This is a genomic window from Rhodococcus sp. P-2, assembly GCF_016598535.1.
Lineage (GTDB): Bacteria > Actinomycetota > Actinomycetes > Mycobacteriales > Mycobacteriaceae > Rhodococcus_F > Rhodococcus_F baikonurensis.
The window spans coordinates 1-15,347 of the sequence record NZ_CP066779.1; the positions used below are offsets into that span (position 1 = coordinate 1).

A 15,347-nucleotide genomic window follows, 5' to 3' on the forward strand; every position below is an offset into this window, starting at 1 on the left:
CGAAGTCCCGGGTGGACGAGGTGCTCGGGTTGGTCGGGTTGTCCGAGGTGGCGGGCAAGAAGGCCGGCGGGTTCTCGTTGGGTATGTCGCAGCGTCTCGGGTTGGCGGGTGCGTTGTTGGGGGATCCGAAGGTGTTGTTGTTCGACGAGCCGGTCAACGGTCTCGATCCGGAGGGCATCGTCTGGATTCGTAAGTTCATGCAGCGGTTGGCGGCTGAGGGCCGCACAGTGTTGGTGTCGAGTCATCTTCTGTCGGAGATGGCGTTGACGGCGGAGCAGTTGGTGGTGATCGGTCGGGGTCGGTTGATTTCGGATTCGACGGTGGCGGAGTTCGTGGATCGTTCGTCGGAGTCGACGGTGCGCGTGCGTAGCCCACAACTCGACGCTCTCCATGCCGCATTGACTGCCCACGGACTGACTGTCCGCGAGGAGCATTCAGGATCGGAGCCGGTGTTGGTGGTCGTGGATTCGACCACCGATGTGATCGGTGGTCTGGCTGGCTCGCAGGGAATCGTGTTGCACGAGTTGGCGTCCCAGCAGGGATCGCTCGAGGACGCGTTCATGAAGTTGACCGGAGACGATGTCCAGTACCACGCATCCGGTGTCGATCCGGGTGCCGGAGCCCACCACGCAAACACACAGCACGCTATGGGAGGTGCACTGTAATGGCTGTTCTCAGTGCTGAACGAATCAAGATCACCACGACCAAGTCCCCGCTGTGGTGCACGATCACCATCATCGTCCTGGGGTTGGGCGTCGCCTGGATGATCGGGCGTTCGTCGAGTTCGAGCATTCAGGCGTACAACGACGAAGCCGCATCAGGAACTCCTGATTTCGAGAAATTCCTCCCCACGTTCAACGACGCGGGGCTTGGAGTTTCCGGCTTCGGCGTCATGGTCCTGATGATCATGGCGGCGCTCGCGATCACCAGCGAGTACCGCTTCGGCATCATCCGCACGACCTTCCAAGCCATCCCGAGTCGGGCGTCGGTTCTGATCGCGAAAGCCGGCCTGATCGGAGCCTTCGGAGCGGTGCTGTCCTTTGTCCTCATGCTCGGCGCAGTCTTCATCACCAAAGCTGCTGCAGGCACTGAAGGTTCCACCAACCTGGCACTCGACAACGCCGATGCCTGGCGCGCCGTCTACGGCGTACCGATCTTCGCGTTCCTTTGCGTCGTCCTCGCTATCGCCGTCGGAGCACTCCTCCGTCAATCTGCCGGAGCTATTGCACTACTGCTGCTGTGGCCGCTGCTCATCGAGAGCCTGTTCGGCATGTTCGGATCCTTCGGTAGAAACGTCACACCGTTCCTCCCGTTCGCCAACGCCGACCACTTCCTCTCTTCGGGTTCGAGCACCAATTTTCATTGGGGCCCTTGGGGAAGCCTGTTCTACTTCGCCGCATTTGTTCTGGTGGTTTTCGGAATCAGCATCGCCGTCGTCAACAAGCGCGACGCCTGACCGAACACCACGACTGGCCGCACCGGAGATGGTTCCGGTACGGCCAGTTTCTCGTTGCCACAACCGAAGTTCACATAACTTAGGATAGGCTCACTTCTATTCGATTCGGCAACGAACTGAGGCAACGGACAGCGATGCAGACTCTGACAACCCAGACGATTTCCACTCCGGGCACCGAGATGCGTGTGTGGCGCACGTCGGCGCTCGACCGGAAATGCGTGGTCTTCCTGCATGGCGCCGGAGTTGATCATCGAATGTTCGACGACCAGGTCGCGGAACTCGCGGGGGCCTATTCCCTGGTGCTACCCGATTTACGCGGTCAAGGGCTGTCCATCCTGAAGGAAGGCCACCGCGCCACTCTCGACACTGTGATCGACGACGTGAAGGTCATGTTCGACTCGCTCGGAATCGATCGGGCAAGCATCGTCGGACACTCGTTCGGCGGAAACATTGCGCAGGAGTTCACCCACCGCTATCCGGATCGAGTCGACAAGCTCGTCATGATCGGCAGCCCTGGACAGCACCGGGAAATGAGTGCCGCCGCTGCCTCGGCGATCAAGATCGGCACACATCTGTATCGACGAATTCCGTGGGGCCCCTTTGCCTTTTACAGTGGTCGGTGGTCGAGTCGAAATCCCGCAACTCGCAGATACGTTGCCGACTGCATGCTGGCCGCCGGACGGCAGACGTGGCTGGATTTGGGAACAAGCGGGTTCGCGTCACTCTGCCCGGTGGATACGGCACCCCGAAAGGAGACCCTCCTGATGCGGGGAGAGGTAGACATGGCGCGCCAACTCGATCGCATCTACGACGCGCTGAGTGAACAACTCCCCGACCTGACTCGCCGGGTGGTGATCAGCGGTGTCGGACATCAATGCACACAGGACAACCCGGAAGAGGTCAACCGCGCGCTGGCCGAGTTCCTGGCAGACTGACCCTACGTGTCAGCGTTCCAGTTGCGCGGCAAGCTCTTTCATCCACTCCAGAAACGCCTGCGGGCCGTCGAACTGGACGCCGTCGACAGCAGCCACCTCCGGTGCAATGTCATCGCCCTTGACCACCAACGCTTCTCCACCCGAGGCAAGGACAGCAGCAAAGGCGGGTAGGTCACCCCGGTCGTCGCCCGCATACGCGACGACGTCGACCCCTGCGGCTGCGATCGCGCGAAGGAGGCCTGTTCCCTTGTCCTCCTCAACGGGTGGGCGCAATTCCTCGACCAACTTGCCGGGCTCACGACGCAACCCGGTCCGGCTCGCGATTCCTGTTGTCGCCGCTTCCACCAGGCGCTGCGCGGCCACTCGATCCGCGGCCCGACGCCAATGCACTGCTACCGCAAGGCCTTTGCTCTCGACATGGATGCCAGGAACTGCCTGAGAGTCGAACAAGCGGCGCAGTTCGGCTTCTGCTTCGGTGACAGCATCGCTGAACGCCGCGACTGCCGGAAGCACTTGGATTCCGTCGTCCGTCCAGGTCTCGACGCCGTAGGAACCCATGAGCACAACGGAATTCAAGCTGAGCCGCTCTCGCAAGAACGACACCGGCCGTCCCGAGAGCAAGCCGACCACACAGAGGTGCTGCGCCAGGGTCGCGAGCACGTCTTCGGCGCCGGGCAGGAGTGCACTCGCCGACGGATCGTCGACGATGGGTGCAAGCACTCCGTCGAAATCCATCACCAGTCCCGCACGAGCTGGATCGGACGTGAGTCGGAGGATGACGTCCGAAGCGGTTCGCATGGTTCGAGTGTGCCAAATCGATCGCACTCGCAATACCAACACCGGAGCCGAATGTAATCTCTGCCACTTCGTCCAGGTTGTCCGGAACCGCTGAGTAGGTCGCGTCCTCTCCCTGCACATCCCCACATTGGTCCGCTAAAGTTCTCACGACGCTTACCAAACTGGGGGGTAATGATGAGCGAATTGACTGTCGTCACTGACGGCATCCGAAAGTACGGCTCGACGTCGACCGAAGCGGCAGGACGCATCGCGCAGGCCGCCGCCGTCGATCTGGGTGCAAACATCGCTGCAGTCGCACCGGCCGTGGGCCCCGCCGGGATCGAATTTCTCGAAGCATTCGCGCGCGCTCAGGCCACACACACCAAAGATGTTGCAGCACTCGCCACGTTCTACGCCGGCAACGCCGCAACGGCCGGTGCAGCCGCGCAGGCCTACGACACCACAGATCAAGCAATCGCAACAGATCTGACCGCTGCGGCTGGATCGACGGGCGCGACCGCGTGAGCACCGAAGACGACTCGACGACCGTCATCGAATTCCTTCACGGTGGTGCTCCGGCCCCGGTACTGCCGAACAACGCGGTCGAATCGATGCTCGCCGGCATACCGGTACCGGCGCTACCCGGAATCGAAGATCTGTTCGCGCCCTTGATCGAACTCGGGAAGAGTCTCGGCACAGGCACTTTTGCGGGCATCGATCCCGTCGGCATCTTCGATCAGGCGTCCACTCTCATCGACCACGCCATGGGACTGTCCCAAAGCGCGGTCGCCGAGGTGGGCCAGACCTGGAACAGCACCGGTAGTGAAGCCGCGACCGAACTGTCGCGATCCGCCCAGAACAGCGGCGCCGAATTGAGCGAACGCGGAACCGCGATATCGAAAACTGCTGCCGCCGCCGCGGAATCGGTGCAGCGAGGCAACGCGAATCTCGCGGCAATCGCGCAGTCCTTCGCCACCACGGTTGCAGCTGCTGCGCCGATCGCGTGGACACCGCCAGGACAGGCGATGTTGCTTGCCTCGGCAGCTGAACACATGCAGGCAGCCGTCGCGTCGGTGACTCGGACTCGTGGGGAGATGCTCGGGCACACCGCAGCCATGAACGCCCTTGCCGGGTCGATCCCAGTTCCGACTCCACCGACCAGTGAGGCACTGTCCAACCTGGTCACTCCGGAGGCAATCAACAACGCCGCCCGTCAGATCGCCCAACCTCTGTCTGCCTCAACCGATGCCGGTGACGCGTACTCCACCCACCAGGACTCCACTCAGCCAGGCACCGACGCAGTCCGGACCTCGGCGGCGCAGGCAGGCGCCGGACTTGCGACCGGCGTCGACAAGTTGTGGGGCGCGGGCAATTCGTCGACGTCACTCACAGCTGGCGGGTCGCCGTCACCCAGTGCGACGACGAGCTCCGGTGGAGCATGGGTGGGTGGAAGCGGCACTATCGGTGGAATTGCAAGGGGCGCAGCGGGAGTTACTGCGGCTCAACCGGTCCCGATAGCAACGCCCGGCCTGGGTGCACCATCGTCGGCGGCCGCCAGTGCTGGCATGTCGCCGGGCGGCATGTTGGGCGGTGGACCCCGCGGATCTCGGGACGACGAGTCGTCACGCACTACCCCGGGGTATCTCGTGACTGCCGGCGACGAGAATTCGATGGTCGACGACCTACCGATGGTGTCACCGCCCGTGCTCGGTGCCGAGAATCCCGATCAGTATCTGTTCCGAGATCTTTGATCGGGACTTCCCGGCCGGGGCGGCATTACAACCTCAGACGAAGCCCAACTCCCGTACCGCCGCGCGCTCCTGCTCCAATTCGCTGACGGACAGGTCAATCCGTTCGCGCGAGAAGTCGTCGATCGCGAGGTCGGGAACGATAGTGAATTCACCATCGGCGCAGGTCACCGGGAAAGACGAGATCAATCCTTCGGGCACTCCGTAGGAACCGTCCGAACACACGGCCATGGACACCCAGTCCTCGGCCGTTCCGATCACCCAGTCGCGGACGTGGTCGATAGACGCGCTGGCCGCACTTGCCGCCGAGGACGATCCACGCGCAGCGATGATGGCGGTGCCTCGTACCTGCACAGTCGGGATGAAATCGTTCTCCACCCAGTCGCGGTCGTTGATCACCGCGAGCGCAGGCTCACCCGCGACGGTCGCGTGGGACAGGTCCGGGTACTGCGTCGCCGAATGGTTTCCCCAGACGGACACCTTGCGCACCGACGACGCACGAACGCCGGTCTTCTTCACCACCTGCGCAATCGCTCGGTTGTGGTCGAGACGCGTCAACGCACTGAACCGAGTATCGGGTACATCCGGCGCGTTGTTCATCGCGATGAGAGCGTTGGTGTTGGCCGGGTTGCCGACGACCAGCACCTTGACGTCCGAGGCGGCGTTGTTGTTGATCGCCTTCCCGTGCGCTGTGAAAATCGCGCCGTTCGCGCTCAGCAAGTCGGCGCGCTCCATGCCCTTGCTCCGCGGACGCGCACCGACCAGCATGCCGACGTTCGCACCGGAGAAGGCAACATCGGGATCGTCGGTGATGTCGATGGAGCTCAGCAACGGAAATGCGCCGTCTTCGAGTTCCATCGCAACGCCTTCGGCAGCGGACACGGCGGCGGGAATCTCAAGCAGTCGAAGTTTGATCGGTACGTCAGCGCCGAGCATCTCCCCCGCAGCTATGCGGAAAAGCATTCCGTATGCGATCTGACCCGACGCTCCGGTCACCGTGACGGTTACGGGCGCAATACTCATTGCCGACTCCTCACCTGCCGTTTTCACGACTGTCCGTTCTACAACGCTGTAAGAACGGTTTCCACGCTAGTCGAGTAATCCGGCCACTTCGTGGTCTGTCAGTGTGGTTCTCGGCACTCGTCCCGCCGCCGTCACGAGTTCGACGGCGCGGTACAGCGGACGCTCGTCCAGCCCGGCGCCGCGGGCTTCGGCACGCAACTGTTCGATCAGGACCGAAGACAACGCGGCCGCCGGTACCAACTCGCTGGCTGCCAGGGCGTCGGCGAGTTTGCGGAGCGCAAGGATCTCCAACTCGCGCCCGCCACCCGCGGTATACAACGCGAGCGGGATTCGCACGGTGGACCGCCCGTCGCCGAGCGTCAGGCTGACCTCGCTGATCCGGCCGGATCGCACCGTCAGCGCCGCTGTGAGTACCTCGGCGACGTCGACGTCGTTGGTTCGGAAGCCGGCTTGAGCCCGAATCCTGTTGCCGTACAGGGTGATGTGTCGGCGCAACGTCATCAGAATGGCCAGCGACGTCGGCACCGCGATGACGGCACCGACGATCGCTCCCACGGTCGCCGTCGAGAAAACACTGACGATCAACCCGACGACAACACCGAACACCACCACGACGACAGCGAACTTCTTCAGCCGCGGCGCGATCAACGCCACGGGAACCAGATCGAGCGAAACCGGTTCGGCCTCAGTGCTCAACGAGATCCCCGAGCTTGTCGACGACCTGGTCGAGTGCCACCGACTCCTGCTCACCTGTCGCCAACTGTTTGACGACGATCACGCCTTCTTCGAGTTCACGCTCGCCGAGAACCAACGCGATTGCGGCACCCGAGCGGTCGGCCGCTTTCATCGAGCCCTTCACACCACGATTTCCGTAGGCGATGTCAACTCGAATTCCGTTGGCACGCAGCTGGTGAGCAATCTTCACCAGCGCTGCCTTCGCTTCGGTACCCATCGGCACACAGAACACATCGACACGTGCCGGTGGTGCTACCGACTTACCCTCGGCCTCGAGCGCGAGAACAGTGCGGTCGACGCCGATTCCGAATCCGATCCCCGAGAGCGGCTGTCCGCCCAGTTGTTCCATCAGACCGTCGTAGCGACCACCGCCACCGATTCCGGACTGCGCGCCCAGTCCGTCGTGCACGAACTCGAAGGTCGTCTTGGTGTAGTAGTCGAGGCCGCGAACCATGCGCGGGTTGACGACATAGGGAACACCCAAGGCGTCCAGGTGCGCGAGTACCTCGTCGAAGTGTGCCTTGCAGCTCTCCGACAGGTGATCGAGCATGAGCGGTGCGCCCGCAGTCATCTCACGCACATCCGGGCGCTTGTCGTCGAGCACGCGAAGCGGGTTGATCTCGGCGCGTCGACGCGTGTCCTCGTCGAGCGGGAGTGCAAAGAGAAACTCCTGCAGCAGTTCGCGGTACTGCGGTCGGCAGGTGTCGTCGCCGAGCGAGGTGATTTCGAGGCGGAAGCCGTCGAGCCCCAATGACCGGAATCCGGCGTCGGCGATCGCGATGACCTCTGCGTCGAGTGCGGGGTCGTCGATCCCGATGGCCTCGACGCCGACCTGCTGCAACTGGCGGTAACGACCGGCCTGCGGACGCTCGTAGCGGAAGAACGGGCCCGCGTAGCTGACCTTGACCGGCAGCTGTCCACGATCGAGGCTGTGCTCGATGACCGCACGCATCACACCGGCGGTTCCCTCGGGACGCAACGTCACCGAACGGTCGCCACGGTCGGCGAACGTGTACATCTCTTTGCTCACGACGTCGGTCGACTCGCCGACGCCGCGCGCGAACAATCCGGTGTCCTCGAAGATCGGCAATTCGATGTGGCCGTATCCGGCCAATCTGGCGGCGCGCGTCAAACCGTCACGAACGGCGACGAATTCGGCTGACTGCGGCGGAACGTAGTCCGGAATACCCTTGGGTGCAGAGAAGGTGCTGGCTTTACTCACGAGAGGTACTTTTCCTTATTCTTGTGCGCTGAGTCCAACGAGAAACGGGTTCGAGCTTCGCTCGGCGCCGATCGAACTGTTACCACCGTGCCCGGGCAGGACCACTGTCTCGTCGCCGAGTACCAGTAGCTTGCGGGCGATCGAGGCGAGCAACTGCTCGTGATTTCCGCCGGGCAGGTCGCTGCGTCCGATCGAACCCTGGAACAGCGTGTCACCGGTGAACGCCAAGTCCACGGGTCCGGTCTCCGTGTTCGCCTGGGTTCGGAACACCACGGATCCCTGCGTGTGCCCGGGTGTGTGGTCCACGAAAAAAGACATTCCGGCCTCGGTGATCTTGTCTCCATCGGCCAGTTCGATCACCTCGTCCGGCTCCACGAACGTCATACCCTGGATGAATTCCTTCATTGTCGGGCCGATTCCCCGTGCCGGATCACTGAGCATGTAGCGATCCTCGGGATGGATGTACGCGGGTACGGAGTACCGCTCACAGACCTCGCGGGCCGACCACACGTGATCGAGATGGCCGTGTGTCAACAGGACCGCGTTGACCGTCATGTCTTTGGAGTCGAGATATTCGAAGAGCGGCTCGGCCGCGTCCTGCCCTGGATCGACGACCACACATTCGCACGCGTCGTCCTGGGCGAGTATGTAGCAGTTGGTTTGGAACATCCCGGCCGGAAAACCAGTGACGAGCACGGGGGCAACTCCTCTTCGAAGGGTGGAAACGAACAACACGGTGTCGGTTACAGCCTAAGCTGCTGCCCCGCCAGTAAGTTCTCAGGTTGCAATGGGAGACTCTGACGACGAGTAGAGCCGCTTGCCGAAGCCGACCCCAGGGTGTCGCTCGGCCGGCCGACCACGATCCACCCGCGATACGGAGGACTACAGCAGTGCCGAGTAACGAGCAACGCCGCGAGGCGGCGAAACGCAAGCTCGAGCGTCAGCTCGAACGCCGCGCAGAACGTGCCCGCAAGCGCAAGCAGATGACGATCGCCGGAACTGCGCTCGGCGTGGTTGTCGTGGTCGGTGTCGTCGGTGGACTCATCTGGCTGAGCAACCGCAGTGACGACGACGCGAACACCACCAACACTGCTGCCGACGACTCGAGCCTCACGCCACAGACTGCGGGTGCCATGCCTGCCGGACTGTCGACGCCGCTCGCCGACACGGTGTCCTGCTCGTACCCGGCTGACGGCGCTACCGCGTCCAAGGCCAACAATCCGCCTCGTACCGACGGAATCCCCACCACCGCGCCCGACGCGACGCCGAGCATCAGCGTCGAGACCTCGCAGGGAAACATCGGGCTCACGCTCGACGGAACGAAGTCGCCGTGCACGGTCAACAGCTTCGTGAGCTTGGCGCAGCAGGACTACTTCAACGACACCACCTGCCACCGTATGACGACGAGCCCCTCGCTCCAGGTTCTGCAGTGCGGTGACCCGTCGGGCACCGGCACCGGCGGACCGGGCTACGGATTCGACAACGAGTTCCCCACCACGGCCTACGCCACCACCGACCCGGCAGCGCAAGAGCCCGTCACCTACGCGCGCGGCACGGTTGCGATGGCCAACACCGGGGCACCCGGTAGCAACGGCAGCCAGTTCTTCCTCGTCTACGGCGACTCACAACTCCCGCCGCAGTACACGGTTTTCGGCACGATCGACGAAACCGGGCTCGCCACTTTGGACAAGGTCGCGGCCGGCGGATCGACGCCAGAGGGCGACGGCAAGCCGAATCTGACCACCGACATCAAGACAGTAAGGCTCGACTGATGCGACGTAATCCCGTGATGCGCTTTCCTGTAGTCATTGCCGCTGCAAGCGCCGCCGCGCTGCTTCTGGCTGGTTGTTCCAGTGATTCCGGTAGCTCGGACTCGCCGTCCAGTACCTCCAAGGCGAAGACGACAACGGCTGCCATGCCGCCGCTCGACATGTCACAGTTCGACGCACTCCCGCCTGTCCCGACTCCGGCGTCGGCGACCGTCGACTGCTCGTACCCGAGCGCGGCGGGTGCAGCCAAAACCGTCAATCCGCCGAACTCCACGGGTGTGTCCACCGAGGGAACCGTCAACGTCGCGCTCACGACTACGGCCGGCCCGATCGGGATGGAACTGAACCGCGCAGCAGCCCCCTGCACTGTCAACAGCATCGAGAGCCTGACCGAGCAGAAATTCTTCGACGACACCCCGTGCCATCGACTTTCGACGATGCCAGGTCTGCAGATTCTCCAATGCGGCGACCCGTCGGGTAAGGGCACCGGTGGACCGGGGTACCAGTTTGCAAATGAGTACCCCACGACCACATACGCTGGGAACGACCCGGCGCTGTCGCTGCCGGTCGTCTACCCCCGCGGCACTCTGGCGATGGCTCATTCGTCCGTACCTGACAGCAACGGCAGCCAGTTCTTCCTCGTCTACGAGGATTCGATGCTGCCGCCTGACTACACGGTTTTCGGAAAGATCGACGACGCCGGCCTGGCGACGATCGAGAAAATCGCAGCCGACGGCGACGACGGTGGCATGGGCGCAACCGGCGGCGGTGCACCCAACACCCCGATCACCATCGAGACTGCAGTAGTCGCCTGACCCACTGTGCGCCTTTATTAACCGCCCGCGGTTAATAAAGGCGCACAGCAGTTACGAAGCAGAGGTCACGCGGTAGACGTCGTAAACGCCTTCCACATTGCGAACCACATTCAGCACATGACCCAGATGCTTCGGGTCGCCCATCTCGAAGGTGAACTTGCTGATTGCCACTCGGTCGCCGGACGTGGTGACCGAGGCGGACAGGATGTTCACCTTCTCGTCGGCCAACGCCTTGGTGACGTCGGAAAGCAACCGATGACGATCGAGCGCCTCGATCTGGATCGCGACCAGGAACACCGACGTCGCTGACGGTGCCCATTCGACGTCGATGATTCGCTCCGACTGATCGTGGAGCGAGTTGGCGTTGGTGCAGTCGGTACGGTGCACGCTGACCGCTCCGCCGCGCGTGACGAAGCCCAGAATCGAATCACCCGGAACCGGCGTGCAACACTTTGCCAGTTTGGCCACCGTGCCCGGCGCTCCGGGAACAAGAATTCCGGAGTCGCCCGTACTGCGGGTGCGTACCGGCATGGTCGACGGCGTCGAACGCTCGGCCAATTCCTCCTCGACGGCGCCGACGCCGCCCAGATGAGCAACGAGACGCTGCACGACGTGGTGCGCCGACACCTGGCTCTCGCCTACCGCCGTGTACAACGCCGAGACGTCGGGATAGCGAAGTTCGTGCGCGATCGTGCTCATCGATTCGGCATTCATCAACCGCTGCAACGGAAGTCCCACACGGCGGACTTCCTTCGCGATCTGATCCTTGCCGGACTCGAGCGCCTCTTCGCGGCGTTCCTTCGCGAACCACTGACGGATCTTCGCCTTGGCGCGCGGCGAGACGACGAACGTCTGCCAATCTCGGCTCGGCCCGGCGGTGGCAGCCTTCGACGTGAAGACCTCCACGACTTCGCCGTTCTCGAGAGTTCGTTCCAGTGCGACCAGTCGGCCGTTGACCCTGGCACCAATGCATCGGTGGCCGACCTCGGTATGCACCGCATACGCGAAATCAACGGGAGTCGATCCGGCAGGCAACGTGATGACGTCACCCTTCGGCGTGAAGACGAAGATCTCCTTGACGGCGAGGTCGTAACGCAACGATTCGAGGAACTCCCCCGGATCGGCCGCTTCACGTTGCCAGTCGAGTAGCTGACGCATCCACGCCATGTCGTCGACCTCGGCGATGTCGCCGGCGTGCTTGCCCTTGGTCTCCTTGTACCGCCAGTGCGCGGCGATACCGAACTCCGCGGTCCGGTGCATGTCCTGGGTCCGGATCTGGACCTCAAGGGGCTTGCCTTCCGGTCCCACGACGGTGGTGTGCAGCGACTGGTAGACGCCGTAGCGCGGCTGCGCGATGTAGTCCTTGAAGCGTCCGGCCATCGGCTGCCACAGCGAGTGGACAACGCCGACCGCGGCGTAACAGTCACGCACTTCTTCACACAGAATGCGCACGCCGACCAGATCGTGGATGTCGTCGAAATCGCGGCCCTTGACGATCATCTTCTGATAGATCGACCAGTAATGCTTGGGCCGGCCCTCGACGATGGCATTGATCCGCGAGGCGGACAGAGTCGAGTTGATCTCGGCGCGAACCTTGGCCAGATAGGTGTCTCGAGAAGGCGCGCGGTCAGCGACCAGTCGAACGATCTCGTCGTACTTCTTCGGGTGCAGGATTGCGAACGAGAGGTCCTCGAGTTCCCACTTGACGGTCGCCATTCCGAGCCGATGCGCAAGTGGCGCAATGACTTCGAGAGTCTCTCTGGCCTTACGTGCCTGCTTTTCGGGCGGAAGGAATCGCATCGTGCGCATGTTGTGCAGACGATCCGCAACCTTGATCACGAGCACGCGTGGGTCCCGCGCCATCGCGATGATCATCTTGCGGATGGTTTCGCCCTCGGCTGCGGTGCCCAGAACGACCTTGTCGAGTTTGGTGACTCCGTCGACGAGGTGAGCGACCTCGTCACCGAAGTCCTTGGTCAACTCTTCGAGCGAATAACCGGTGTCCTCGACGGTGTCGTGCAGAAGGGCTGCGACGAGGGTGGTGGTGTCCATACCCAACTCGGCCAAAATGCTCGCGACGGCCAACGGATGCGTGATGTACGGATCGCCGGACTTGCGCCGCTGGCTCGAATGTCTGTCCTCGGCGACGTCGTACGCACGCTGGAGCAGCGCGAGGTCGGCCTTCGGATACAGCTCACGGTGGAGGCTGACCAACGGCTCGAGTACCGGGCGGATGGTGGCATTGCGCTGACCGGTGATGCGCCGCGCAAGCCGGGCACGCACCCTACGGGAGGCCGAAGCGGGCACGGCCAGATTCTGCCCACCCCGATTGCCGGGAGTTTGCGCTGATCCCGAAACGTCAGGAACCGCGGACTTCGATGGTGTCGTCTCCGGAGCGGGAACTGCACCCGTCTCCTGCGACACTGCACCCGAGTTCTGTGATCGATCAAGATTCGACGTCATGTCGCCACCTCCTACCACCGAGTTGGATGAGGCAACCGCCCTGCATCGGGTAATTGCCCTGGAGGTCTAACTCGACCCCCAGGAGACAACTTTAATACTCAGACCTTCACCAGGGATGTCAGTGGGTACTTCAAGAAGCGATCACGGCCGCGCAATTCCTCGATCTCGAGCACCACTGCGACGCCGACGACGTTAGCTCCACCCAACTCAACCAACTGTACAGCCGCCTCGAGTGTCCCTCCGGTAGCCAGAACGTCGTCGATCACCAGAACATTCCGTCCGGTGAGATCGAAGCCGTTTGCCGGGATCTCGAGTGTCGACGATCCGTACTCGAGGCTGTACGAACGAGACAGCACGGGCGGCGGCAGTTTGCCGACCTTCCGCACGGCAACTACTCCCGCGCCCATCTTCGCGGCCGCGCCGGCACCGAGCAGGAAACCGCGAGCATCGACGGCGGCGATCGTGTCGGCGTCCGGAGCGCAGGCGACAAGGGCGTCGAGCACGGCTCCGAATCCCTCGGCGTCGGCGAACACCGGAGTCAGATCGGCGAACCGAACCCCGGGACCGGGAAAGTTGTCCGCCCAGCGGGTCAACCGAACAACGGCGTCTCCGGCAGCCCGGCGGATTGCGATCAATTCTTCAGTCGTGTGCAAGGCAACACCGTTCGAGACGCTCATCTGCGTAGTACCCATCTGTCCATGTTCCAGCCGGTAGCGGCCCGAGTCGGATTGACCAACACTGCCGACATGCCTGGGGCTACAGCGACAGTTCGTAGTTGATTGAACAGTGGAATCGTAGGCACCTGGGTCCACAGGATGTTCTCCGCCTCCACCGAGAGTCCCAATTGCGCACTGGTGCTCGCATCCACGTTCAACTGATCGATGATCTGATCGATCCTTGCGTTTCCGTACGTTCCGAGGTTTGCGCCGTTGCCCGATCGCAATGCTCCACGCGCGTCGATCATGCTCGCTGTGCCGCCTGCACCGACTTTGCCTGCCATGCCGGAAAGCACAGCGTCGACTCCCCCGGACTGCAGACTCGCCGGATCGAAGCTGTCGCTACTCGCGTCCTCGATCGTGATTCCCGCCGGAGCACACGCGGCTTTCGCCTCGGAGACGATCTGCGCCCGCACCGGGTCCGGTGCGAGGTACCCGACCCGGACGGTCAACTGATCGAGGTCGGCTTCCGACAACGACGTCTTCGCGGCCTCGACGTCGGCATTGGCGTACCGATCACCGTCGACCGCGGCGGCGTCGCCGTAGACCAGTGAATCCGGCGCCATCAGTCGTGAATCAACCACGCCGGAACCCAGACCGGCCTGCGGCGCATTCTCCGTCTGTCCGAACTTCTCGAAAAGTGTTGTCCGCGGAACACAATGCGCGAAGGCACGGCGCGCGGCCTCGTCCCCCAGCGCGCCCGAAGTCGCGAGAACGAACTGCTCGATCGACCGCGACGGAATCTGCTGGACATCGAACCCGGACGGAGTGCCGAGTTCGCCTGCCGACCCGGAAGCGACGTCGACGACCTCGATCGAGTTCTTGTCGAGGTCCTCGGTCAGATTCACACCACGTGGCCAGACGACGATGCGATCGGTCGCCGGCTTGTTACCCCACCACCGCTCGTTCGCGACCAGCACCAGACCGTCATCGGCACTGTACGAGTCGATTCGATACGGACCAGCGGAAGGCAGTACGGAGGTGTCCACTTGCCCGGGAGTCAGGTTCCACCCGGTGTTCCAGAAGTCCGCGATCTTCGACAACGCTTCGGTGTCACCGGCATTCACCGCACTCACGACGTCGCCGACGCCGGCGCGCTGCGTCACGATGTGTGAAGGCATCAATGCAGTCGCACCGAACAAAGATCGCCAATCGGTGAACGACCGCCCGGGTTTGAAGAAGACAGTCGCGTCCTTCGACCCGCTCTGGCAGTCGATCCGGTCGATGTCCGCATATCCGAGATTGTTCGCCGTGTCGAACATGGGCTTCACGACCCCATCGACGTCTTTGGTGAACTTGCCACTCGACGCCGCCCAGGTGAGGACCAGATCGTCACAGGACATCGGAATTCCGTCGGAGTACACGGACGCCGGATTGAGCTTGTACGAGACCGTGAGGACGTCACCGGGCAACTCCGACGCCGTTCCGATGTCGGTGTCCGACACCGGTGCCCCGGCCGGGCCCGTGAACGTGAAGCCGGGAAGCACCCGGCCGAACGCGGCCATCGCCCCGGACACCGATCCGGCTGTCGTCTTGGCGTTGTACGTGGAGATGGAGTTGTCGATGGCGTATCCGATGGAGGGAACCTGCTCGGAGCTTTCCGAGCAGGCCGCCAACGAACCCGCAGCCACCGCAGTGGCTGCAACGAACGTCATCGATCGAACCAGTGTGCGTGTCCTTGGGAGCAT

General features: G+C 63.0%; 14 protein-coding genes and 1 pseudogene. 7 read left to right on the plus strand and 8 right to left on the minus strand.

All coding sequences use genetic code 11. From position 1 onward, the window contains the following. Positions 1-2: 2 nt before the first annotated feature. The 3 genes and pseudogenes from I7X09_RS00010 to I7X09_RS00020 form a co-directional block, all read left to right on the plus strand. Positions 3-665, plus strand: a pseudogene (locus I7X09_RS00010) (AAA family ATPase); the annotation flags it as partial. Beyond that, positions 665-1,456, plus strand: a complete 792-nt coding sequence (locus I7X09_RS00015; RefSeq protein WP_095973611.1) for an ABC transporter permease — start codon at positions 665-667, stop codon at positions 1,454-1,456. The pseudogene I7X09_RS00010 and the gene I7X09_RS00015, both read left to right, overlap by 1 nt. Positions 1,457-1,590: 134 nt before the next feature. Further along, positions 1,591-2,391, plus strand: a complete 801-nt coding sequence (locus tag I7X09_RS00020; protein WP_200314953.1) for an alpha/beta fold hydrolase — start codon at positions 1,591-1,593, stop codon at positions 2,389-2,391. Between the two features lie 9 nt (positions 2,392-2,400). Here the strand turns inward: I7X09_RS00020 and otsB are convergent, their stop codons facing one another. Beyond that, positions 2,401-3,189 (minus strand): trehalose-phosphatase, encoded by a 789-nt coding sequence (gene otsB, locus I7X09_RS00025; RefSeq protein WP_234036753.1) that lies wholly within the window; start codon positions 3,187-3,189, stop codon positions 2,401-2,403. Between the two features lie 174 nt (positions 3,190-3,363). Here otsB and I7X09_RS00030 point away from each other — a divergent pair, with 174 nt between their 5' ends. Together I7X09_RS00030 and I7X09_RS00035 are read left to right on the plus strand one after the other, a co-directional pair. Beyond that, on the plus strand, positions 3,364-3,693 hold the full coding sequence (locus tag I7X09_RS00030; RefSeq protein WP_200314964.1) for a type VII secretion target: 330 nt from the start codon (positions 3,364-3,366) through the stop codon (positions 3,691-3,693). Further along, complete coding sequence (locus I7X09_RS00035; protein WP_234036754.1) at positions 3,690-4,919, plus strand: hypothetical protein; 1,230 nt, start codon at positions 3,690-3,692, stop codon at positions 4,917-4,919. Before I7X09_RS00030 ends, I7X09_RS00035 begins: the two co-directional genes overlap by 4 nt. 33 nt (positions 4,920-4,952) lie before the next feature. Here I7X09_RS00035 and I7X09_RS00040 read toward each other — a convergent pair whose 3' ends face one another. The 4 genes from I7X09_RS00040 to I7X09_RS00055 form a co-directional block, all read right to left on the minus strand. Then, complete coding sequence (locus tag I7X09_RS00040; RefSeq protein WP_200314966.1) at positions 4,953-5,939, minus strand: malate dehydrogenase; 987 nt, start codon at positions 5,937-5,939, stop codon at positions 4,953-4,955. Positions 5,940-6,005: 66 nt separating this feature from the next. Next, complete coding sequence (locus I7X09_RS00045; protein ID WP_200314968.1) at positions 6,006-6,635, minus strand: hypothetical protein; 630 nt, start codon at positions 6,633-6,635, stop codon at positions 6,006-6,008. Continuing rightward, positions 6,625-7,896, minus strand: coding sequence for a histidine--tRNA ligase (gene hisS, locus I7X09_RS00050; RefSeq protein WP_124569685.1), 1,272 nt, complete (start codon positions 7,894-7,896; stop codon positions 6,625-6,627). The genes I7X09_RS00045 and hisS overlap by 11 nt, the downstream gene beginning before the upstream one ends. A gap of 15 nt (positions 7,897-7,911) precedes the next feature. Beyond that, positions 7,912-8,592: an MBL fold metallo-hydrolase gene (locus I7X09_RS00055; RefSeq protein WP_095973604.1), complete on the minus strand. Its 681-nt coding sequence runs from the start codon at positions 8,590-8,592 to the stop codon at positions 7,912-7,914. Positions 8,593-8,786: 194 nt separating this feature from the next. Between I7X09_RS00055 and I7X09_RS00060 the strand changes: the two genes are divergently transcribed. Next, a complete protein-coding gene (locus I7X09_RS00060) occupies positions 8,787-9,668 on the plus strand; it encodes a peptidylprolyl isomerase (RefSeq protein ID WP_124569687.1) in 882 nt (293 codons plus the stop codon). Next, on the plus strand, positions 9,668-10,480 hold the full coding sequence (locus tag I7X09_RS00065) for a peptidylprolyl isomerase (RefSeq protein ID WP_435054181.1): 813 nt from the start codon (positions 9,668-9,670) through the stop codon (positions 10,478-10,480). The genes I7X09_RS00060 and I7X09_RS00065 overlap by 1 nt, the downstream gene beginning before the upstream one ends. Positions 10,481-10,531: 51 nt before the next feature. On the opposite strand, the gene I7X09_RS00070 is transcribed toward I7X09_RS00065, so the two are convergent. The 3 genes from I7X09_RS00070 to I7X09_RS00080 form a co-directional block, all read right to left on the minus strand. Next, positions 10,532-12,943 (minus strand): RelA/SpoT family protein, encoded by a 2,412-nt coding sequence (locus I7X09_RS00070; protein ID WP_124569688.1) that lies wholly within the window; start codon positions 12,941-12,943, stop codon positions 10,532-10,534. A gap of 98 nt (positions 12,944-13,041) precedes the next feature. Continuing rightward, a complete protein-coding gene (locus I7X09_RS00075) occupies positions 13,042-13,620 on the minus strand; it encodes an adenine phosphoribosyltransferase (RefSeq protein ID WP_124569776.1) in 579 nt (192 codons plus the stop codon). Beyond that, positions 13,617-15,347 carry an ABC transporter substrate-binding protein gene (locus tag I7X09_RS00080; RefSeq protein WP_200314970.1) on the minus strand — a complete coding sequence of 577 codons (1,731 nt, stop codon included), beginning with the start codon at positions 15,345-15,347 and terminating at the stop codon, positions 13,617-13,619. Before I7X09_RS00080 ends, I7X09_RS00075 begins: the two co-directional genes overlap by 4 nt.

Excerpts from the sequence above, each read along its gene's own strand:
- I7X09_RS00015 (WP_095973611.1), top strand. The coding sequence starts at position 665 with ATGGCTGTTCTCAGTGCTGAACGAATCAAGATCACCACGACCAAGTCC.
- I7X09_RS00020 (WP_200314953.1), top strand. The coding sequence starts at position 1,591 with ATGCAGACTCTGACAACCCAGACGATTTCCACTCCGGGCACCGAGATG.
- otsB (WP_234036753.1), bottom strand. The coding sequence starts at position 3,189 with ATGCGAACCGCTTCGGACGTCATCCTCCGACTCACGTCCGATCCAGCT.
- I7X09_RS00030 (WP_200314964.1), top strand. The coding sequence starts at position 3,364 with ATGAGCGAATTGACTGTCGTCACTGACGGCATCCGAAAGTACGGCTCG.
- I7X09_RS00040 (WP_200314966.1), bottom strand. The coding sequence starts at position 5,939 with ATGAGTATTGCGCCCGTAACCGTCACGGTGACCGGAGCGTCGGGTCAG.
- I7X09_RS00065 (WP_435054181.1), top strand. The coding sequence starts at position 9,668 with ATGCGACGTAATCCCGTGATGCGCTTTCCTGTAGTCATTGCCGCTGCA.
- I7X09_RS00070 (WP_124569688.1), bottom strand. The coding sequence starts at position 12,943 with ATGACGTCGAATCTTGATCGATCACAGAACTCGGGTGCAGTGTCGCAG.
- I7X09_RS00075 (WP_124569776.1), bottom strand. The coding sequence starts at position 13,620 with ATGAGCGTCTCGAACGGTGTTGCCTTGCACACGACTGAAGAATTGATC.
- I7X09_RS00080 (WP_200314970.1), bottom strand. The coding sequence starts at position 15,347 with ATGCTCCCAAGGACACGCACACTGGTTCGATCGATGACGTTCGTTGCA.